Source organism: Micromonospora sp. NPDC006766, assembly GCF_040636055.1.
Lineage (GTDB): Bacteria > Actinomycetota > Actinomycetes > Mycobacteriales > Micromonosporaceae > Micromonospora.
Window position 1 is genome coordinate 23,403 of record NZ_JBEYIX010000019.1, and the last position, 20,101, is coordinate 43,503.

The following is a 20,101-nucleotide window of genomic DNA, read 5'->3' on the forward strand; positions in this document are numbered from 1 at the left end:
CCGAACCAGTTGCCGGTAGTCGCCAAGCGGACAGGCCCCTCGTGGTGCTGCAGCCGCGGTCAGGGCAGCGCGGCGACCGCCTCGGCGTACGCGGCCCCGGTGCTGACCGCCGCGGTCACCAGCACCACGAGCTGCGCCGGGGCGACCCCGTGCGACAGGTCGGTGGTGACGTCGGCGGCCAGCATCAGCGCCCCGTCGCCGGGATCGTGCACGTACGCCGCCGGCAGCAGCCGGTCGTGGTTCCACGCATTGCAGAACGCGTACGCCTCGGCTCGGCGGGCGGCCGGCAGTTGGCGGCTTGCCACCACCCGCGCGTGCAGGATCTCCCCCTGCCGCCCGAGCCGCCGGAACTGGATCACCGCCTCGCCCCAGCGCCCCACCACCGTGCCGTCCGGCGTCACCGCGTAGCCGTCGCCGCGTACGTCGAGGGCGGCGGTGAGCAGCGCCAGGGTGAGCGGGACCGGTTCCTCCTCGCCCGCCGGTCCCGGCTCGGTGAGGTCGTCAGCCGGCCAGTCGTCGACGTCGTCCTCGGCGGGCAGCGGCACCGGGTCGGCGAGCGGCCGTTCCGCCAGCCAGGAGGCGATCCGGCCGGACTGGTGCCCGGTGCCGTTGCGGGCGTCGAAGCTGCCGGCCAGCTCGATGGCGAGCACCTGAAGCTGACCGCCCAGCGTGGTCACGTCCACCTCGGTCGCCGGCTGCGGCCCGTGCCCCGGGCGGTGGATCCGCCGGTCGCCGCGCCCGGCCTCGACGGCCAACCCACAGAGCAGCGCGCCCGCCGCGGCGAACTCCATGGCGGACAGGTCGTCGGCGGGCCGGTCCAACCTGGGCATCTGCTCGGCCAGCAGGTCCAGCCCGCGGTCCAGGTGCCCGCCGAGCGCGCAGTAGCGCAGGTGCGCGGCGAGCAGTGGGAACGCCGTCCGCTCGCGACGGTGCCGGCGGTAGGCCCGCACGTGTGCCCGGGCGGCGCGCGTGACCTCGCCGGTGCGCAGCCAGGGCAGCAGCGCCCCGGCGAGGGCCCGTTCCGGCTGGTCGGTGCAGCCCACCTCGCCGTCGAGCACCGGCCGCAGCGCCGCCAGGGCCGCCGCCGGCTCACCCCAGCCGGCCAGCAGCTCGGCCCGCCGCGCCGGCGCGCACCCCGGGCAGCCGGCGACCGGGTCGGGCATGGCCGGCCCTCCACCGCCAAGGCCCACCGTCGGACCGGCCGCGCCGGACGGGCCGTGCCAGCGGGAGTATTCCCGGCGGGCGGTGGGCTCGTCGCCGAGGTGGTCGGCGAGGCGGCAGCGCAGCTCCGCCACCGGCTCGGCGTCCGGACCGAGCCGGTCGGCCAGCTCGTCCAACAGGGACCGGGCCTGCTCCAGGCTGATCCGTGGGGTGCCGAACACCGCCTCCACCGCCTGCCGCTGGTGCCGGCGCAGCCGTTCCGCGTCGTCGGGGCGGTCGTCCAGCAGGCCGGGAGCCCGGTCGAGCGCGGCCAGGCAGCGGCGCACCGGCTCCACCAGCCGCCACCGCTGGCCGAGGTGCAGGTACGCCTCCATCAGCGCGAACCGTGCCGCCAGCCCGGTACGCGGGTCGTCGGTCGCGTCGGCCCGGGCGGCGATCCGCTCCAGCTCGGCGCAGCGGGCCTCGCCGTCGGGCAGGTCCTGGGCGTCGGCGAGGGCGTCGGACAGGCCCTGGTCGCGGGAGGTGGTCACCGGATCGACCCGCCGGGCAGGCGGCCCACGGCGGCGGCGAGCTGGCAGCCGGTGGTGATGCCGCAGTCGATGAGCTGGTCGAGTTGGTGCGGGGTGACCCCGCGCTCCAGGTCGGTGGTCACCTCACCGCAGATCTGGGCCAGCCCGTCGTCGGCTACGTGCACGAACGCCTTCGGCCAGAGCCGGTCGTGGTTCCACGAGTTGCAGAACGCGTACAGGTCAGGGACGCGCTCGATGCCGAAGCGGTGCGCGGCGACGGCTCGCACCTGCAGCAGCTCCCCGGCGACGCCCCGGCGGTGGAACCAGATCAGGCCCTGCTCCCAACGGCCCACCAGATCGCCGTCGGCGTCCTCGGCCACCGCGTACCCCCGGTTGGCCAGCACGGCGGCGATCAGCTCGCCGGTCAGCGGCCGCAACGCCTGTGGGGGCCCGGCCAAGGGGCCGTCCGGACCGTCCTCGATCTCCGGCGACGCCATCGGGCACCCCTTCTGAGGCGAATAACACAGACTGCGGCGTGGCCCGTGCCGCGACGCGCGGACACGACCCGGAAAAGCGGCGATCCGTCGAGTCCCGCCGTTACGGTGACTCTATGGCGGGCCGTACCTCTCAGGCGAGCCGGCGGCGCGGCGCGTCGCCGCGTGGCACCACGAACAGCCGTGCCCGTCAGCCGGCCAAGAAGGCCACCCGGGCGACTCCCCGGCGACGGACCGCGGCCCGGCCGAGCCCGGCGGCGTACGTCGGCCGGGCGGTCGGTGCCTTGTGGATGGGCGTCGCGCACGGCCTGGGCTGGGCGGTCCGCGCCGCCGGACGGCACGCCGCCTCGGCCCGCGACCTCGACCCGGAGCACCGCCGCGACGGCGCCGGGTTGCTGGTGTTCGGCCTCGCCATCCTCAGCGCGGTGGGCATCTGGTTCGGCGGCGCCGGGCCGGTCGGCGCCCGGCTTGCCGACACCGTGCGGCTCTTTCTCGGCGCGGTCGCGATCGTGGTGCCGGTGCTGCTGATGATCGGCGCCTGGCGGCTGCTGCGCAGCCCGGGCGATCCCGCGCACCGCGGGCGTGGCCTGGTCGGCTGGGGCTCGATGCTGCTCGCCACCGCGGCAATGCTGCACATCGGACAGGATCCGGTCGACGGCGGGCAGCGGGACTACGCGGGCGGGCTGCTCGGCGCGGGCGTCGGCAACGTGCTGAAGGCGGCCGTCACCGCCTGGGTGGCGGTGCCGCTGCTCGTTCTGCTGCTGGTCTTCGGCCTGCTGGTGGTCACCGCGACCCCGATCAACAAGATCCCGGAGCGGCTCGGGCTGCTCGCCGGCAGCCTGATCGGGCCGATCGCCACCGACGACGCCGAGGCCGACGCGGAACCGAAGCCGAAGCCGGCCCGTAAGCGGCCGGCCAAGCGGCTTCCTCCGTCGCTGGATCCGACGGACCCGGACGGCGTCCCCGACCTCGACGACCTCGACGGCGTCGACCTGCAGGACACCCTGGTGCTGCCGCGTAAGCGGCCGGCGAAGGTGCCGGCGCGTCGCAAGCCGGCCGAGCCGCCGGAGCACTCGCCGCTGCCCACCCGGGCCGAGCAGCTCGCGCTGACCGGGCTGGCCGGCGACTACACGCTGCCGCCGGCCAACATGCTGGGCAGCGGCGCCGCGCCGAAGACCCGCAGCAAGGCCAACGACGAGGTGATCGCCGCGCTGACCGGCGTCTTCGAACAGTTCGACGTGGACGCCGCGGTCACCGGCTTCACCCGCGGCCCGACGGTCACCCGCTACGAGGTCGAGCTGGGGCCGGGCGTCAAGGTGGAGCGGATCACTCAGCTCTCCCGCAACATCGCGTACGCGGTCAAGTCGCCGGACGTGCGGATTCTCAGCCCGATCCCGGGCAAGAGCGCGGTCGGCGTGGAGATCCCGAACACCGACCCGGAGAACGTGGCGCTCGGTGACGTGCTCCGCTCGCGGGCCGCTACCAGCGACCACCACCCGATGGTGGTGGCGCTGGGCAAGGACATCGAGGGCGGCTACGTGGTGGCCAACCTCGCGAAGATGCCGCACATTCTCATCGCCGGGGCCACCGGCGCCGGCAAGTCGAGCTGCCTGAATTCTCTGCTCGTATCCGTTTTGACCCGGGCAACGCCCGACGAGGTTCGGCTGCTGCTGATCGACCCGAAGCGGGTCGAGATGACCGGCTACGAGGGCATCCCGCACCTGGTCACTCCGATCGTGACCAACCCGAAGAAGGCGGCCGACTCGCTGGACTGGGTGGTCCGCGAGATGGACATGCGCTACGACGACCTCGCCGCCAACGGGGTCCGGCACATCGACGACTTCAACCGCAAGGTGCGCACCGGCGAGATCAAGGCCCCGCCGGGCAGCGAGCGCGAGCTGCGCCCGTATCCGTACCTGCTGGTGATCGTGGACGAGCTGGCCGACCTGATGATGGTCGCGCCGCGCGACGTGGAGGACTCCATCGTCCGGATCACCCAGCTCGCCCGGGCCGCCGGCATTCACCTGGTGCTGGCCACCCAGCGGCCCTCGGTCGACGTGGTCACCGGTCTGATCAAGGCCAACGTGCCGTCCCGGCTGGCCTTCGCCACCTCCTCACTGGCCGACTCGCGGGTCATCCTCGATCAGCCGGGCGCGGAGAAGCTGCTCGGTCGTGGCGACGGCCTCTTCCTGCCGATGGGCGCGTCGAAGCCGCTGCGGATCCAGGGCGCCTGGGTGACCGAGCGGGAGATCGCCGACGTGGTGAAGTTCTGCAAGGACCAGCGCGAGCCGGAGTTCCGCGCGGACGTGCTGACCGTGGCGCAGGACAGCAAGAAGAAGATCGACGAGGACATCGGCGACGACCTGGACCTGCTGGTGCAGGCGGTGGAGCTGGTGGTCACCTCGCAGTTCGGCTCCACCTCGATGCTGCAGCGCAAGCTGCGGGTCGGCTTTGCCAAGGCGGGCCGCCTGATGGACCTGATGGAGACCCGGGGCGTGGTCGGGCCGTCCGAGGGGTCGAAGGCCCGCGACGTGCTGGTCAAGCCGGACGAGCTGGAGGAGGTCCTGGCCGGCCTGCGAGGCGGCGACGACTGAGCCGCCGGAAATCAGGAGCGGTAGATCGCGTACCCGATGACCACGCCGATCACGGCGCCGACCACGCTGGCCGCGGCGGCCCACCAGCCGAGCGGCTTGTCGCCGAGCACCGCGCCGACGATGCCGAGCACGAGGCCGACCAGGCCGAACAGCGGTGGCAGGAAGAAGATCGCGATGACCGCGAAGACGAACGCGATTATCGTGCAGACGCGCGCCGCGCCGCTGCGCGGCCGGGCGGTGGCGTGGCGGTCGGCCATGGTGTCCTCCGTGAGGTCGGCGCGGCGAGGTGCCGGATGCCGCCCGGTTACCCGGCTTACGGCCCGGCTCACGCAAGGAATCAGGCGAAGAGCTTGAGGCCGACCACGCCAGCGACCACCAGCAGCAGGCAGGCGATCCGGGGCAGGCTGACCGGCTCGTCCAGGGCGAGCATGCCGACCAGCGCGGTGCCCACCGCACCGATCCCCACCCAGACCACGTAGCCGGTGCCAACGGGAATGTCGCGCAGCGCGTACGCCAGGCCGGCCATGCTCGCCACCAGCGTGACGACGAAGACCAGGGAGGGAAGGGGGCGGCTGAAGCCGGCGCTGCGGTCGAGGGCGATCGCCCACGCGGTCTCCAGCAGCCCGGAGAACACCAGCACGATCCAGGCCATGACGGTCACCTCTGCGGGGTGGGCCCGGCCGCCGGGGCCGGGACGGGTGGTTTTGTCGCGGGGCGTCTTGGCCTGACCGGGTACGCCCACCACTCGTCCGGGGCGGCAATGCCGCCATCGCCGACGGTAGCACCGCGGCCGGTGGCCGGCCGACGCGGTGACATGGACCACCATGGCTGGAGCTGACGTGAACTTTAAGTTGCACCCTGGTCGTCATGACCCTGCTCTACTCCGACGAGGATGTCGCCGCCCTGGACGCCGCGTTCACCGTCGCCGCCATGCGGGACGCGTTGCTGGCCGCGTACGAGGGGCGGCTGGTCGCCCCGCCCCGGGCGTCCGCCCCGCTGGGTGGGGGCCGGATGGTGCTCACCGCCGGCCACCTCACCGGCCAGTGGTACGGCTACCGCTCCTACGACACCTTCGCGCTCCCCGAGAGCGAGCAGTTGGTCGTGCTGCACGACGCGCGCAGCGGGGCGGTACGGGCGATCGCGGTCGGCGAGGAGCTCGGCTCCCGACGTACCGGGGGACTGGGCGGGGCCGCCGTCGACGCCCTCGCGCGCCCCGACGCGGCCACCCTCGGGGTGGTCGGCGCCGGCCGCCAGGCGTGGACCCAGGTCTGGGCCGCCGCCGCGGTCCGCCCGCTGCGCGAGGTGACCGTGCACAGCCGCGCCGCGGCCCGGCGGGAGGCGTTCGCCGCCCGGGTCCGCGCCGAGCTGGGCGTGCCGGCCCGCGCGGTCGACACGGCCGCCGAGGCGGTCCGCGACCGGGACGTGGTGGTGCTCGCCACCACCAGCACCAGCCCGGTACTGGCCGCCGCCGACCTCGCCCCGGGCGCCCACGTCAACACGGTCGGCTTCAAGCAGGCCGACCGGCACGAGTTCGGCACCGACCTGCTGGACGCCGCCGACGTGCTGGTCACCGACTCGCCGGCGCAGGCCGCCGCGTACGTCCCGCCGATGCTCGCTGCCGTCGAGCCGTACGCCGGGCGGCTGCGCGACCTGGGCGCGGTGCTGGCGGGGGCGGTTCCCGGCCGGACCGGCACGGACCAGATCTCGGTGTTCTGTTCGACCGGTCTGGCCGGCACCGAGGTCTTCCTGCTCGACCGCCTGGCCCGGGTAAGCGCGGCGACCGGCTGACCGGTGGCCCGCCGTGGCGGGCGCGTCGGTGTGGCCCGGTACCCTCGGATGGTGTCTGCCACCTCCCCTGCCAACAACTCCGCCGGCCGCCGGGTCGCCCTGCTGACCCTGGGCTGCGCCCGTAACGAGGTCGACTCGGAGGAGTTGGCCGCCCGGCTGCACGCCGACGGCTGGCAGGTGACCACCGACGGCGAGGGCGCCGACGTGGTGGTCGTGAACACCTGCGGCTTCGTGGAGAAGGCCAAGCAGGACTCGATCCAGACGCTGCTCGCCGCCGCCGACACCGGCGCCAAGGTGGTCGCCGCCGGCTGCATGGCCGAGCGGTACGGCCGCGAGCTGGCCGACAGCCTGCCCGAGGCGCAGGCGGTGCTCAGCTTCGACGACTACCCGGACATCGCCGCCCGGCTGGACGCCGTGGTGGCCGGGGAGGCGCTCGACGCGCACACCCCGCGGGACCGCCGCGAGCTGCTGCCGCTCACCCCGGTCAAGCGGCGGGAGGCGGCGGTGTCGCTGCCCGGCCACGGCACCCCGACCCGGGTAGCCACCGAGACCGACGAGCACACCCCGGCGCACCTGCGGCAGGTGCTGCGGCACCGGCTCGACACCGGCCCGGTCGCCTCGCTCAAGTTGGCCAGCGGCTGTGACCGGCGCTGCGCGTTCTGCGCCATCCCGGCGTTCCGCGGCGCGTTCGTCTCGCGTACGCCGGACGAGCTGCTGGCCGAGGCGGAGTGGCTGGCCAAGACCGGCGTCCGTGAGCTGGTGCTGGTCAGCGAGAACTCCACCTCGTACGGCAAGGACCTGGGCGACCCCCGGGCACTGGAGAAGCTGCTGCCGCAGCTCGCCGCGATCGACGGGATCGTGCGGGTGCGGGCCAGCTACCTCCAGCCCGCCGAGACCCGGCCCGGCCTGGTCGAGGTGATCGCCACCACGCCCGGCGTGGCCGCCTACTTCGACCTGTCGTTCCAGCACTCCAGCGAGCCGGTGCTACGCCGGATGCGCCGTTTCGGCTCCACCGACCGGTTCCTGGAGCTGCTGGCCTCCGCCCGCGCGTTGGCCCCGGAGGCGGGCGCCCGGAGCAACTTCATCGTGGGATTCCCGGGCGAGACCCGGCAGGACGTGGCCGAGCTGGTCCGGTTCCTGACCGAGGCACGGCTCGACGCGATCGGCGTGTTCGACTACAGCGACGAGGACGGCACCGAGGCTGCCGGCCTGCCGGGCAAGGTCTCCGCCGCCACCATCAAGCGGCGGTACGACAAGCTCAGCGCGCTCGCCGACGAGCTCTGCTCCCAGCGGGCCGAGGATCGCATCGGCTCGACGGTCGAGGTGCTGGTCGACTCGGTCGCCGACGGCGTCGTCGAGGGCCGGGCGGCCCACCAGGCACCTGAGGTGGACGGCTCGACCACCCTGGTCGCGCCGGACGGCGGCGGGGTCGACCTCGCCGCGCTGCGCCCCGGCGACCTGGTCCGGGCCACGGTCACCGCGACCGAGGGCGTCGACCTGATCGCGGTGCCGGATGAGATGATCTCGGCGGCGCCCGGCGCGGCACGGTGACGACGGGGCCGAGCAAGGCAGGGGAGCCACGTGGTGCGGTGCGAGGTACGCCGCGGCGGCCGGAGCGGAGCGCGGGGATGACCGGGGCGGAGCCGACGGTGGCGCCCCCGGTTCCGCTGCTCAACGCGGCGAACGTGCTGACCGCGGTGCGGCTGCTGCTCGTTCCGGTTTTCGCGGCCACGGTGGTGGCGGCCGGCGGGATGATCCACACCGGCTGGCGGACCGCGGCCTGCCTGATCTTCGCGGTCGCCTCGGCGACCGACCTGGTGGACGGCTGGATCGCCCGCCGCTGGGGGTTGATCACCTCGCTCGGCAAGGTCGCCGACCCGATCGCCGACAAGGCGCTCACCGGCGCCGCACTGGTGCTGCTCTCGTGGTACGACCGGCTGCCCTGGTGGGTGACCGCGGCGATCCTCCTTCGCGAGTTGGGCATCACCGGGCTGCGGTTCTGGGTCATCCGGCACGGGGTGATCGCGGCCAGCCGGGGCGGCAAGCTCAAGACGGCGCTCCAGATCCTCGCCATCACCTGGTACCTGTGGCCGATGCCGACTGCGGCAGCCGTCGTCGGCCCATGGATCATGGCAGCAGCAGTAGTCATCACCGTACTCACCGGCTTCGACTACATAGCCCAAGCCCTCCGCCTCCGCCACCGCACCCGCTGACCCCACCCCCCACCCGCGTCGATCATGGAGTCGTGGCACCTCTCAAAAGCCGCGAAGGTGTCGAACCGGGCGCCATAAGTCCATGATCGACGCGGGTGGGGGTGGGGGTGGGGGTGGGTGGGGTGGTATGGGTGTGGGGGTGGATGTGGGGCAGGGGTGGTCGGTCGGGGGCCTGGCGGCGGGGGTGGTGCGGGGGCTGGCGCGGCGGCACGAGACTCTCGCGACCGTCGAGTCCCTTACCGGGGGGCTGCTCTCCGCCTCGATCGTGGCGATCGCAGGGGTGAGCGGCGTCTACCGGGGCGGCTTGGTGGTCTACGCCACTGAGCTCAAGTCGCAGCTCGCGGGCGTACCGGAGGATCTGCTGGCCGAACGCGGGCCGGTCGACCCGGACGTGGCCGCCGCGCTCGCCGAGGGTGGGCGGTGCCGCTGCGGCGCAGACTGGGGGCTGGCCACGACCGGTGTGGCCGGGCCGCAGCCGCAGGACGACAAGCCGGTCGGCCTGGTGTACGTCGCGGTCGCCGGTCCCGGCGGTACCCGGGTGAGCCGGCTCGACCTCGACGGCGGCCGCGACCGCATCAGGTCGGCTGCGGTGATCGAGGCGCTGCGGTTGCTGGCCGAGCGGATCCATGCCGCCGGGACGGACGACGCGGGTCCACGCCGCCGGGGCGGATGATGCCGACCGGGCCGCAGCGGGCCGGTGAGCCGTCCGGCGACGGGCCTCGCCTGCCCGCCGGCCCGTCCGCGAGCGGCGGCCCGTCCTGTTGCCGGGACGCCGGATCCGGGTAATTGGAGGGGCGGGGCGGGATGTCGTGTGGGCGGGCAGCGGGTACCGTTGCGGAAAGGCTCCGACGGACGGCGTCGGCGCCGGGAGCGGTCAGCCGCGCCCGGCAGCGGCACGGCAGGTCCGGAGAATGGTGGTCCTGTCAGAGGGAGGTGCGATGGTCCTGCTACGCCGGGTGATCGGTGACGCTCTGCGGGCGCGCCGGCAGGGGCAGCACCGCACCCTTCGCGAAGTCTCCTCCGCCGCCAACGTCAGCCTCGGTTACCTCTCCGAGATCGAACGCGGCCAGAAGGAGCCCTCGAGCGAGCTGCTGGCGGCGATCTGCGACGCGCTCGGTGCCCGCCTCTCCGAGCTGCTCCGCGAGGTCAGCGACACGGTCGCCCTGGCCGAGCAGCTGCCGGAGGTGCTGGTCCCGGTGACCGGCAAGTCGGTCGAGCCGACGTCGGTGGCCCCGCAGACCGTCCGTAAGGCAACCAACCAGAACGTCCGCCAGGTCGCTTCCGACGGCTCGGTGGCTGTCCAGGTCCGCCAGGATTCGCCGCTCAGGGCCACGCTGCGCAGCACCCGGGTCCGCTCCGCGGATCGGGACGTGGTCTGCGCCGCCTGACTCTGCTCGGCCGCGCCGTGGCCATGGTGGCACCCGCCGCGTAATGTTGATCAGGGTCGTCCGGGTGCCGGGGCTGGCGTACGCCTGAAACGATGGAGGCACACCGCGCGGCCCGTCGGTCAACTCCGCCCGGCCCGGTCGAGGCGGCGCGACGCTACTGAGGGGACAACGCGGAGATGGCGAACCCGTTCGTCAAGGGTTGGAAATACCTGATGGCGCTCTTCGGCTCGAAGATCGATGAGTATGCCGATCCGAAGGTGCAGATCCAGCAGGCCATCGAGGAGGCTCAGCGCCAGCATCAGGCGCTGGTCCAACAGGCGGCCGCGGTGATCGGCAACCAGCGGCAGCTTGAGATGAAGCTGTCCCGGCAGATGTCCGAGGTCGAGCAGCTTCAGGCGAACGCCCGGCAGGCCCTGGTGCTGGCCGACCAGGCCCGGGCCCGCGGCGACGAGGCCGAGGCTGGCCGGTACGAGCAGTCCGCCCAGCTCCTCGCCACCCAGTTGGTCTCGGCCGAGCAGGCCGCCGAGGACCTGAAGACGCTGCACGACCAGGCGCTCGCCGCGGCCGCCCAGGCCCGCAAGGCGGTCGAGAACAACTCGATGATCCTCCAGCAGAAGCTGGCCGAGCGGACCAAGCTGCTCAGCCAGCTCGAGCAGGCCAAGATGCAGGAGAGCGTGGCCCACTCGCTGGAGTCCATGTCCTCGCTCACCGCGCCCGGCACCACCCCCTCGCTCGACGAGGTCCGGGACCGGATCGAGCGCCGGTACGCGACCGCGATGGGCCGGGCCGAGTTGGCCGGCAACTCGGTCGAGGGTCGGATGCTGGAGATCCAGAAGTCGACGATCGACTTTGCCGGGTCGGCGAGATTGGAACAGATCCGGTCGAGCATGGCGGGCGAGCAGCTCTCCGGCCGGCAGGAGCGCCCGGCGGTGGCGCCGGCGGAACCCGCCGATCCGGCCGCTGCCGCCCGGCTGGACGAGATCCGGGCCAGCCTGAGCCGGGACCGTGGCACCGGGGAGAGCACCTCCAGCTAGGGCGGGAGAACGATGGCGGACGAACGAGCCCGGCATTTCCGTCGGCTGCGTCGGCTGCGGCGCTCCGCCCGCCGGTGGAGCGTCCTGGCCGGCGGTCTCACCGGCGTGACGGCGGTGCTGACCCCGTACGCCGGGATCGGCCTGCCGGACGCGATCTGGGCCGGCGCCGCGGGCAGCGCGATCGCGGTCGCCGCCTGGCGCTGGGTCGACCTGCGGGCCCTCGCGGCCACGCCGGCGCCGCCGGCCCTCGACCCGTCGGTGGCCGCCGCCCGCTCCCGCGCCCGGCTGGTCGCCGCTGTCGAGCGGTTGCCCGTCGGTTCCGGCGTCCTGGGCGAGATACGCCGGTTCCGGTCCCGCCTCGAGCTGCGCGGCACCACGGCCGCGCAGGCGTGGGCCCGGCTCGACCGGGCGGCGCTCACCCTTCAGGGGCTGTCCGGCCGCCTCACCGGGTTGGCCGAGCCGGCGGTCCGCGAGGCGGCCGAGGCCGACCGTTCGCTGCGCGACCTGGCCGCCCGGGTGGCCGGCGTGGAACGGGCGCTCCGGATCGCTTCGCATCCGCCGCTGGTCGAGGTGCACGGTACGTTGACGGCCCAACTGGAGGGTGGGGTGGCGGCGTACGAGCGGCTGGTCGTTGCCGCGGCCGGTTACGTGGCCGAGGACGCCCGCCCGAGCACCGAGCACCCCGCCGCCGCCCGCCTGACCGAGGCGACCGACCTCCTCCACGGCGTAGCCTCCGCCCTGGCCGAACTCCGCACCCCCACCACCCCCACCGCGCGCGGTTGATCAAGGAGTTTGCGTCGGGGGCGCGAATCCTTGACGCAAACTCCTTGATCAACAAGGTCGGGTGGGGGTGGTCGCCGGGGTGGGGGCGGTCCAGGGGGAGGTGCCGACGACGTTGAACGAGCGGATTCGGTAGTGGTAGGTCGTCCCCGGGGCCAGGCCGGTGTTGGTGAAGCCGCGGCCGGTGACGGTGAAGGTGGCCAGCTCACGGGTGAAGGCGGGGTCGGCGGCGCGTTGCACCACAAAGCCGGAACCCGGGCCGGCGGGCGTGCTGGCGGACCAGCTCAAGGTCACCGTGGCGGTGTCCGGGGTGGGCGTGGTCGCGGTGGCGCTCACCCCGGTGGGCAGCCCCGGCCGCGGTGGGGTGGTCACCGTGGCGACCGTCGACCAGGGTGACGCCGCGCCCAGGTACGTGGTGCGTACCCGGTAGTAGTAGGTGGTGTCCGGGGCGACCGCCGGGTCGACGTGAGCGCCGCCGACGGCGATGGCGGTGGTGCCCGGGCCGCTGGTGAACGTCGGGTTGGTGGCCCGCTGCACGTCCACGCCGGTAGCGAACGAGCGGTTGGCCCAGTGCAACGCGACCCGTAGCGGCGCGGCCGGTGGCACCGCCGCGGTCAGCTTCGCCGGGGAGGTGAGCTGCACCGACGCCGGGACGCTGTTCGACCAGGCCGAGCAGCTCACCGCGTTCTCCGCACGGATCCGGTAGTGGTAGGTGACGCCGGGCGTCACCGTCGCGTCGGTGTGCCGGGTGGCGGTGGCGGCCACGGTGATCTCGGTGAGCCCGCTGGTGAAGGCGGCGTCGGTGGCCCGTTGCAGCAGGTGACTCGTGGCCGGGGGCCGGCTGCCGTGGCCGGTCCAGGCCAGCGCTATGGCCGGCAGCGCGGTGGCCGAGCCGGGCGCCGGAGTGGCGGTCAGCCCGGTCGGGGCCGCGGGTGCCACCCGCAGCACCAGGGGCCGGCTCATGCCCTGGTCGCGCAGCCCCGCCGCGCGGGTCTGCCAGCGATACTCCCAGCCCAGGTTCACCAGCTGGTTGATCACGGTCGTCGGCCGCCCGTCGATCGGGCTGACCGGGCTGGCGTCGAGCCGGACGCCGGCCGGCCGGGACGGGTCGAGCAGCCGTACACTGTCGCCGATCTTGAACGGGAGGCTGGGCAGGACCGGGCGCAGCGCCACGATCACGTCCTCCCGCGGGTTGACCCGGACGGTCTCCTTCCAGCCCAACTCGTCGGGGTTCGGCGGGCGGACCGTGCCGTCCCAGCCGACCCGGTTGACCAGTTGTACGTCACAGCCCTCGACGTGCACCGGATGGGTACGCGGGGCGTCCCCGACGATCCGCCAGAGCTGTGTGCCGTCGTCCGCCCCGCCGATCGGCACGGTGGGGGCGGTCGGGTACAGCACTTCGGTGGCCGGTTCGACCGGCCCGAGCGGCAGGGCGGCGGCGGTCAGCGGGCCGGCGTTCGGGTGGCCGACGCCGAGCCGGCCCACCGCCCGGCCGTGCCGGGCCTCGAAGACCTGCCCGACCGACTTCACCAGCAGCGGCAGGGTCACCGGGGCGACCGCGCCGGCCGGGGTGAAGGTGACCGACGTGGCCCGCGCCGCGACCAGCGTCTCCCGGGCCGTGTGGGTGCCGAAGGCCACGTCGTACGCCGGTTGCGGCACGATCGGCGGTCGCTGGCTCGCCGCGTACGCCTCGGGCAGGCGCGCGGCGAGCCGGGCCACGTCGTACGGCTCCGCCGGGGCGCCGACCACCCGGAACTGCAGCAGGGTACGGGTGTTCGGGCCGTAGCCGGGCCGGGCGGCGGGCAGGCCGCCGATCGGGGTGCGGTCCGGGGCGCCGGTGTGGTGGTCGTACCGGGGGTCGAACCGGGGCAGCGGGGCTGGGCAGTCGTTGTAGAGGATCAGGGTGCTGCCCGGCGGGACCGTGGCGAAGTCCACCACCACGTCGGCTCGCTCGCCGGGGGCGAGCAGCAGGGTGTGTCCGTCCACGTTGAGCACGGTCGGGTCCTGCCGGTCGTACCGGTAGCCGATCGGCCGGTTGGCCAGCACCACCGGGGCGGGCAGCAGGCCGCCCTCGTTGCCGATCCGGATCAGCTCCGGGCCGGCGGCCCTCGGATCCGGCACCCCGCCGTCGCGCCCGTCGGTGGGCCAGCCCGCCGGCCGCCCGGCCGCCCGTACCGCCTCGACCATCGGCACCTCGCCGGCGTCCGGGTTGGCCAGCCGCCCGTCCTCGGTCCACATCGGCCGGTCGGAGCCGGCCCGGTAGAGCTGGAGGTTGAGGCTGCGGTCCGCGCAGGCGTTGAGGATCCGGAACCGGTACGCCCGGCGCGCCACCTCCAGGTACGGGTAGGCCACCCCGTTGACCAGCGGGGTGTCCCCGTACGCCTCGGGGACGGCCGACGGGTGCGGCACGTTGGGTGCCAGTGGCGGCTCGTCCGGCTCGGCGACCGGGTGGTGGTGCGGGTTCGGCACCGGGGCGACCCACGGGCTGTCGCCGCCGTCCGGGTCGTGCGTCCACGGACCGTAGTCCCAGCGGCCGGTCGGGTTGGTGCCGGTGCTCCGGTAGGGGTTCTGCCGAGGCTGGTAGACGTGCGGGTGCCAGAGGCTGCCCTTGGCGCCCCAGCGGTCCCGGTCCCAGGTCGGGTCCTGCGCGGCGAGCTGCGCGTCGTCCGGCACGAAGGTTTTGTCCTGGATCACCAGCGGCACCTGGTCGGGAGGCAGCACGCCGTCGTCGACCAGCCGTTCCTCGGCCGGATCGGTGAGCAGATAGAGAGCGAGCTGCCCGGCGTAGACGGTGAGCCGGGCCAGGCCGACAGTGTTGTCGTGCAGCCACATCAGCCGGCCGCTCTGCTCGTTCGGGAAGTAGAGGGTGGTGGCCCCGGCGCCCGGCGGCGGCATGTCCGGCACGGGCGTCACCCCCACCCCGACCGGGTACGGGGTGATCTCGCCGGCCGGGGTGACCCACTGCCAGGGATTACCGGCGCTGATCCAGGCGGTCTGCCCGCCGGCCAGGTGCGGCACCGCCCGGTTCTGCGGGTACGGCGCCGGCCCGTCCAGCGGCCCGGCGCCGGCCCCGTCGACGGTCTCGTCCACCGGCAGGAAGAGTTCGCCGGCCCGACCGGTGGGCAGCTGGTTGATGAACTTGATCCGTACCGGCCGACCGCGACGTGCCATGATCACCGGCCCGAGGTGCCAGGGCCGGTCCGGCGGGCTGACCGTGTTGTGCCCGGACGGGTCGGTGCCCAGGTTGAGCTGGCGGTAGCCGCGCAGCCGGGTAGCCGGCAGATCCCGGTGCAGGCGCTGGGCGTACTCCTGCAACCCGATCTCGTAGTAGTCGCAGCCGGGCCAGGTGATGGTGTCCGGCACCGCCATCGGCAGCCGGGCGCCCAGCCCGGCGGCGGCCGGCGACGGCAGCGGCAGCGCGTCCACGAACTTGCGGATGCCGGTGCCGGGCACCGGCCGGCCGTCCCGGTCGGGCACCGGCAGCGGGCTGCCGGCGAAGTTCGGCACCGGGCCGAAGCAGCGTGGCACCGCCGCCGGGTCGAGGCTGGCCGGCGTCGGCCCGGTCTCGACCTCGGCGACCCGGGCGGCGGGCACGGTCGGCGCGGGGTCGTCGGTCCGGAGGACGCGGTCGACCCAGCCCGGCCGGAGTCTGCGGAACAGGGGCATGGCTCTCCCCCCGGATCAAGGCGCGTCCGCCGCCACCCCGGCGTGCCGGGCGTACGCGCTGCTGACGGCCAGTGAATGGCCAACCGCAGCATGCGACGTAAGAGCCGGGGGAGGGAAGTACCCAATCGTCCGTATCTTGGGGGATCTTGTCGATTCGTGGAAGTTCCACGAAGCGGCGGTAGTTTGTCACCGGTCGAAACGGATCTCCACCCGCCGGTTCCGGGCTCGGCCCGCCGGGTTGTCCCGGCCGTCCACCTGGTTCGGTGCCACCGGTCGTGCCTCGCCGAAGCCCTGCACCACGAAGTGGACCGGCGCGCCGTCGAGCAGTCGAGCCAGCTCGGCCCGCACCGTCTCCGCCCGTCGCCGGGACAGCGCCAGGTTGCTCTGCTCGCTGCCGATCGAGTCGGTGTGGCCGTCGATCCGGACGTTGCCCTTGGCCTCGGCGCGGAGCTGCTCGGCGATCTCGACCAGTCGGGCCCGGGCGGCCGGGGTCAGGTCCGCCTTGCCGAAGGCGAACAGCACGTCGGCGGCCAGGGTCAGCTCGACCCGCGAGCGGGACTCGGCGGTGATGCTTCCGTCGGTCAGGTCCTCGACCGGGACGAGGATGTCCAGTGCGGGGGCGGTGATGTCCAGCGCCGGGCGGGCCACGTCCGCGCCGGGGGCGATGCTCGGCCCGGTCACGACGACGGGCCCGGATGCCGGGGACGCGGTCCCCGCCACGGCGACCGGGCCGCCCGGTGCGACGCTCAGCGCGCCGAGAGTGACAGCGGCGACGGCCAGCGCCGCCACCCGCTCAGCCGAGCGGGACATTCTCGAACACCGGTACCCGGGGGATGACCACGTCAACGGCGGCGACATCGTCCGGCGGGGCGCCGAACGTGGCGTACAACCAGATGGACTGGCCGGCGCTCACGAACACCGAGGAGAGGTCGACGGAGGCCAGATATTCCTCCCGCTCGGCCTGGTTGGCCTGGGTCCGGCCGGCGCCCGGGTTGACCCGGGCGACCAGGTACCGCTTGCGGTTCGTGCGATCCACCAGGGTCACCCCGGCGAAGGTGAGCGAGATCGTGTCGCCCTGGAACGTCTCGCCGACCTGCCAACGGTCCGGGGTGCCCTGGTCGGTGCGGGTCAGCTTGACGTTGACCGTGACGAACCCGTCGCGGCGGTGGAGCTCGTAGAGCTCGACCCGGACCGGGAAGACCTTGCCGCCCTTGCTGATCTCGATGTCGCGGGTGCCGACCACCGCGCCGAGATCGGCGGCGCTCCCGGGCGCGGCGCTTCCCGCCGCAGTGCCGGCCGTGCTCTTCGCGTCGTCGGACCGGTCGGGGCCGCTCAGGGCTCCGCATCCCGTCATCGTCAACGCAGCGGTCAGCGCGAGCGCGCCGAGCCGGCTCGTCCTGGTCAGTCGCACGAGACCATCACCCCCATGGATACGTGTGCACGGGGGCCCAGCCTACAAAGTGGATCCAGGGGCGGCGATCACCGGTCGACTCAAGAGTCGGTCGCTAGATCCGGGCGATTCTTGGCGATCCATGCCGCTACGTCTGACTTCCGCCATATCTGGCCCATCTTCAGCACCTGATACGGGGGAGGAAAGTCGCGCCGGCTGGCGATCACGGACGCACGGGCGCGGCTGACGCCTCCAAGCATCTCCCGTATCTCGGCGATCCCCACGAACTCGACCACAGGTTGACGGTAGGTACCGGCACCTGATCATCGATCGTGAACGCCGATCGGGGTTGACGACCGCCAACAGCGGATGCAGGATCGGGGGATGAGCCGCAGTGAGGAACAAGACCCGGTCATTCGTCCGTACGTACGCAAGCACGTTGGTGCCGCGAGGCTGGCTCATCTGCCTCACCTGCCCCGCCGGCCTGAGTGGAAGTGCCGCGTCTGTGGGGACATGGATTGGCCGTGCCCGTCGGCCCGGATGCTCCTGGGTATCGAGTACCGGCGGAACCTCGCCACCCTTGGCATCTACATGGCCCAGCAGTTGCTTCAAGCTGCGGAGGACCTGCGGCGGCTCACTCCGGCCAACCCACCCAACGGCAACCTCATGTATGAGCGGTTCATGTCGTGGATCAGGCGGAAGGGCCCGCTGGGGCCCGACCGCCCGGACCTCGAAGAGGACTCTCTGGGATGAAGATGCCGTTGAGAGCGATATGCCGCGGGGGCATAAACAAATATGACCCAGAGGCATATCGCTTCTTGGTGATGTGTCGTTCGGGCGGGCGGTGTCGGCCCGGCAGGCGGCCGGAGCCGCCCGGTCAGCGGCGGTCCGGCTGGCAGGCCGGGCACCAGTAGGTGACCCGTTCGCCCAGATCCTCCTTGCGGATGGCGGTGCCGCAGCGCCGGCAGGGCTGGGCCCGCCGGCCGTACACGTAGGTGGTGCCGCCCCGGCGCAGCGAGCCGGTGGTGCTCTGCGTCCACCGGCCCCGGTTCGCCGCGAGCAGCCGTTGCGCGAGGGCGACCGTGCCGGCCAGGTCGGGCACCGCGCGCACCGGCGTCCACGGCGATGTTCCGCGCAGGAACAGCACCTCGCACTTGTAGAGGTTGCCCACGCCGGCCAGGTTGCGCTGGTCCAGCAGCGCCTCGCCGATGGTTTCGTCCGGATGGGCGGCCAGCCGGCGGACCGCCTCGTCCGGGTCCCAGTCCGGGCCGAGCAGGTCCGGCCCGAGGTGGCCGACCAGAGAGTCCTCCTCGGCGGCGGGGACCAGAGCCAGCTCGTGCAGGTGGTATCCGACCGCGACCGCGCCGGGGGAGCGGAGCACGACCCGGATCAGGTGTGCCGGCCGCGCCGCCCACCGCTCGCCTGGGGCGTACGCCCGCCAGGCGCCGTCCATCCGCAGGTGCGAGTGCAGCGTCCAATCGTGCCCGTCCGGTGCGGCGAGCCGGAGCAGCAGGTGCTTGCCGCGGCTGGCCGATTCGCGGATGGCCCAGCCGGTCAGGTCGGCCGTGGAGAGCTGCGGCACCCGGAGGTCGGAGCCGGTGAGCCGGGCGCCGGCCAGCGCCCGCTGCAGGACGCGGGCGGTGTTCCACACGGTGTCACCTTCAGGCACCCGTCCATCGTCCCTCGCCCGCCCGGGTCAGTCCTCCCGGTGCACGGTCAGCACGTCGCCGGGGCGTACGCCGAGCAGGTCGACGGCCCGGCCGGTGTTGACCGCCAGCGCGACCAGCCCCGCCGAGTCGACGTACGCGACCAGGCCACCGACCGGGGCGGCGCCGAAGGTGTGCCCGCGCACCGCCGACCGGCCGGCGACCCGGATCCGCTCCGGCATCCCGTCGAGGAGGCCGGCCGGAGCGGCGAGCTGCACGTTGCCGAAGTGGTCGACGGTGAGCACCTCGGCGGCGAACCCGTCCGGCTCGGCGCGGACCACCGCCGCCGGCAGCCGGACCAGTGCAGTCGGGTCCACCGCCGGGCCCGCCTCGGTCAGCGGCGCACCGAGCGCGAGCCGGGCGGCGACCGGCGCGAACACGTCCCGACCGTGGAAGGTGTGGGACACCACCGCCGCCAGCCACCCCGGGTTGGTCAGCTCCACCGCGCCGGTGACCCCGCCCAGGGCGTCGGCGGCGTCCAGCAGCAGCCCGTTGTCCGGCCCGACGAGCAGCCCGCCCGGGGTGGACAGGGCGATCCCCCGTCGGCTGGTGCCCACGCCCGGGTCGACCACCCCGACATGCACCCCCGTCGGCAGGTAGGGCACGGTCTGCGCGAGCACCGCCGCGCCCCGGCGGACGTCCGCCGGCGGCACCAGGTGGGTCACGTCGATCACCCGGGCGGCCGGGGCGAGTCGGGCGAGCATCCCGTGACAGGCCGCCACGAACCCGTCGGCGAGGCCGTAGTCGGTGGTCAGCGAGATCCACGGGGCGGTCACGGGTGACCGCCCGGCGGGGTGAGCGGCCGCTCCAGACGCAGCTCGTCGTGCAGCGGGATGTCGTCTTCGCCGACGTACGGGATGGTCGGCTTGAGCCGCCGCGCCCGGTCCACCGCGCCCGGGTCGACCGCCACGATCCGCAGCCCTCGGCGCTGATAGAACCGCAGCGCGGCGAGGTTGTCGTTGGTGGTGACCAGCCAGAGGCGGCCCGCCCCGGCGGCCAGTGCGGTCGCCTCGGCGGCAGCCAGCAGCGCGCTGCCGACACCCAGCCCGGCGTCGGCGGCCACCAGGCTCACCACCTCCAGCCCGTCGTCGGCGAGCCGGTAGACCAGCGCGCCGGCCAGCTCACCCGCGCCGTCCACCGCCACCAGCGTTGGCAGTTCCCGCAGGTCATAGCGGGTCTCGTGGACCACTACGTGCGGGCCGCCCCACTCCCGGTGGTGCAGCACCGCCACGTCCGGCTGGTCGGGTGGCTCCGCAGAACGGACGTGAATCCCGGTCATCGGATCGCCCCCTTCTCACCGCCCACCACACCCTAGGCGACCGTGGTCCGCTCGCTCCGAGCGTCACCGCGCCCCGGCCCGCCGCCTGGACCGGGGGCG

At 73.9% G+C, this 20,101-nt stretch carries 20 protein-coding genes and 1 riboswitch; of the genes, 9 read left to right on the top strand and 11 right to left on the bottom strand.

Features of this window, described 5'->3' with window-relative positions:
- Positions 1 to 59 precede the first annotated feature (59 nt).
- Entirely contained in the window at positions 60 to 1,691 is a 1,632-nt protein-coding gene (locus ABZ671_RS17745; RefSeq protein ID WP_357858645.1) for a YbjN domain-containing protein, read from the bottom strand.
- Positions 1,688 to 2,167 (bottom strand): YbjN domain-containing protein, encoded by a 480-nt coding sequence (locus ABZ671_RS17750; protein WP_357858648.1) that lies wholly within the window; start codon positions 2,165 to 2,167, stop codon positions 1,688 to 1,690. The genes ABZ671_RS17745 and ABZ671_RS17750 overlap by 4 nt, the downstream gene beginning before the upstream one ends.
- A 113-nt stretch (positions 2,168 to 2,280) precedes the next feature.
- Here ABZ671_RS17750 and ABZ671_RS17755 point away from each other — a divergent pair, with 113 nt between their 5' ends.
- Positions 2,281 to 4,758, top strand: coding sequence for a DNA translocase FtsK 4TM domain-containing protein (locus ABZ671_RS17755; RefSeq protein WP_357858651.1), 2,478 nt, complete (start codon positions 2,281 to 2,283; stop codon positions 4,756 to 4,758).
- 11 nt (positions 4,759 to 4,769) lie between these two features.
- Here the strand turns inward: ABZ671_RS17755 and ABZ671_RS17760 are convergent, their stop codons facing one another.
- Both ABZ671_RS17760 and ABZ671_RS17765 read right to left on the bottom strand, forming a co-directional pair.
- A complete protein-coding gene (locus tag ABZ671_RS17760; RefSeq protein WP_357858654.1) occupies positions 4,770 to 5,015 on the bottom strand; it encodes a hypothetical protein in 246 nt (81 codons plus the stop codon).
- An 80-nt stretch (positions 5,016 to 5,095) separates the two neighbouring features.
- The gene (locus ABZ671_RS17765) at positions 5,096 to 5,410 is read right to left on the bottom strand and encodes an SMR family transporter (protein ID WP_357858657.1); all 315 of its coding nucleotides are present in this window, start codon (positions 5,408 to 5,410) and stop codon (positions 5,096 to 5,098) included.
- Between the two features lie 56 nt (positions 5,411 to 5,466).
- Positions 5,467 to 5,531, bottom strand: a riboswitch (guanidine-III (ykkC-III) riboswitch).
- Between the two features lie 94 nt (positions 5,532 to 5,625).
- Between ABZ671_RS17765 and ABZ671_RS17770 the strand changes: the two genes are divergently transcribed.
- From ABZ671_RS17770 to ABZ671_RS17800, 7 genes are all read left to right on the top strand, one after another.
- The gene (locus ABZ671_RS17770; RefSeq protein ID WP_357858660.1) at positions 5,626 to 6,546 is read left to right on the top strand and encodes an ornithine cyclodeaminase family protein; all 921 of its coding nucleotides are present in this window, start codon (positions 5,626 to 5,628) and stop codon (positions 6,544 to 6,546) included.
- Between the two features lie 48 nt (positions 6,547 to 6,594).
- Complete coding sequence (gene rimO / locus ABZ671_RS17775) at positions 6,595 to 8,097, top strand: 30S ribosomal protein S12 methylthiotransferase RimO (protein ID WP_357858663.1); 1,503 nt, start codon at positions 6,595 to 6,597, stop codon at positions 8,095 to 8,097.
- A 77-nt stretch (positions 8,098 to 8,174) separates the two neighbouring features.
- On the top strand, positions 8,175 to 8,759 hold the full coding sequence (pgsA, locus tag ABZ671_RS17780) for a CDP-diacylglycerol--glycerol-3-phosphate 3-phosphatidyltransferase (RefSeq protein ID WP_357858666.1): 585 nt from the start codon (positions 8,175 to 8,177) through the stop codon (positions 8,757 to 8,759).
- Between the two features lie 127 nt (positions 8,760 to 8,886).
- Complete coding sequence (locus ABZ671_RS17785; RefSeq protein ID WP_357858669.1) at positions 8,887 to 9,432, top strand: CinA family protein; 546 nt, start codon at positions 8,887 to 8,889, stop codon at positions 9,430 to 9,432.
- Between the two features lie 265 nt (positions 9,433 to 9,697).
- Entirely contained in the window at positions 9,698 to 10,147 is a 450-nt protein-coding gene (locus ABZ671_RS17790; protein ID WP_357858672.1) for a helix-turn-helix transcriptional regulator, read from the top strand.
- Between the two features lie 176 nt (positions 10,148 to 10,323).
- Positions 10,324 to 11,181: a PspA/IM30 family protein gene (locus ABZ671_RS17795; RefSeq protein WP_357858675.1), complete on the top strand. Its 858-nt coding sequence runs from the start codon at positions 10,324 to 10,326 to the stop codon at positions 11,179 to 11,181.
- Between the two features lie 12 nt (positions 11,182 to 11,193).
- Positions 11,194 to 11,964 (top strand): hypothetical protein, encoded by a 771-nt coding sequence (locus tag ABZ671_RS17800; RefSeq protein WP_357858677.1) that lies wholly within the window; start codon positions 11,194 to 11,196, stop codon positions 11,962 to 11,964.
- A gap of 48 nt (positions 11,965 to 12,012) precedes the next feature.
- Here the strand turns inward: ABZ671_RS17800 and ABZ671_RS17805 are convergent, their stop codons facing one another.
- From ABZ671_RS17805 to ABZ671_RS17820, 4 genes are all read right to left on the bottom strand, one after another.
- Complete coding sequence (locus ABZ671_RS17805; protein WP_357858680.1) at positions 12,013 to 15,627, bottom strand: fibronectin type III domain-containing protein; 3,615 nt, start codon at positions 15,625 to 15,627, stop codon at positions 12,013 to 12,015.
- A 186-nt stretch (positions 15,628 to 15,813) separates the two neighbouring features.
- Positions 15,814 to 16,437: an OmpA family protein gene (locus tag ABZ671_RS17810; protein ID WP_357858683.1), complete on the bottom strand. Its 624-nt coding sequence runs from the start codon at positions 16,435 to 16,437 to the stop codon at positions 15,814 to 15,816.
- Entirely contained in the window at positions 16,421 to 17,038 is a 618-nt protein-coding gene (locus ABZ671_RS17815) for a hypothetical protein (RefSeq protein ID WP_357858686.1), read from the bottom strand. Before ABZ671_RS17815 ends, ABZ671_RS17810 begins: the two co-directional genes overlap by 17 nt.
- A gap of 80 nt (positions 17,039 to 17,118) precedes the next feature.
- Positions 17,119 to 17,301, bottom strand: coding sequence for a hypothetical protein (locus ABZ671_RS17820; protein ID WP_357858815.1), 183 nt, complete (start codon positions 17,299 to 17,301; stop codon positions 17,119 to 17,121).
- 256 nt (positions 17,302 to 17,557) lie between these two features.
- Between ABZ671_RS17820 and ABZ671_RS17825 the strand changes: the two genes are divergently transcribed.
- Positions 17,558 to 17,770: a hypothetical protein gene (locus ABZ671_RS17825; protein ID WP_357858689.1), complete on the top strand. Its 213-nt coding sequence runs from the start codon at positions 17,558 to 17,560 to the stop codon at positions 17,768 to 17,770.
- Positions 17,771 to 17,894: 124 nt separating this feature from the next.
- On the opposite strand, the gene ABZ671_RS17830 is transcribed toward ABZ671_RS17825, so the two are convergent.
- Genes ABZ671_RS17830 through ABZ671_RS17840 form a run of 3 tightly spaced genes read right to left on the bottom strand, consistent with a single transcriptional unit; the run spans position 17,895 to position 20,002 of the window.
- Complete coding sequence (locus ABZ671_RS17830) at positions 17,895 to 18,686, bottom strand: DNA-formamidopyrimidine glycosylase family protein (RefSeq protein WP_357858692.1); 792 nt, start codon at positions 18,684 to 18,686, stop codon at positions 17,895 to 17,897.
- 27 nt (positions 18,687 to 18,713) lie between these two features.
- Positions 18,714 to 19,499 (bottom strand): SAM-dependent chlorinase/fluorinase, encoded by a 786-nt coding sequence (locus ABZ671_RS17835; RefSeq protein WP_357858695.1) that lies wholly within the window; start codon positions 19,497 to 19,499, stop codon positions 18,714 to 18,716.
- Complete coding sequence (locus tag ABZ671_RS17840; RefSeq protein WP_357858698.1) at positions 19,496 to 20,002, bottom strand: GNAT family N-acetyltransferase; 507 nt, start codon at positions 20,000 to 20,002, stop codon at positions 19,496 to 19,498. Before ABZ671_RS17840 ends, ABZ671_RS17835 begins: the two co-directional genes overlap by 4 nt.
- Positions 20,003 to 20,101: the final 99 nt, after the last annotated feature.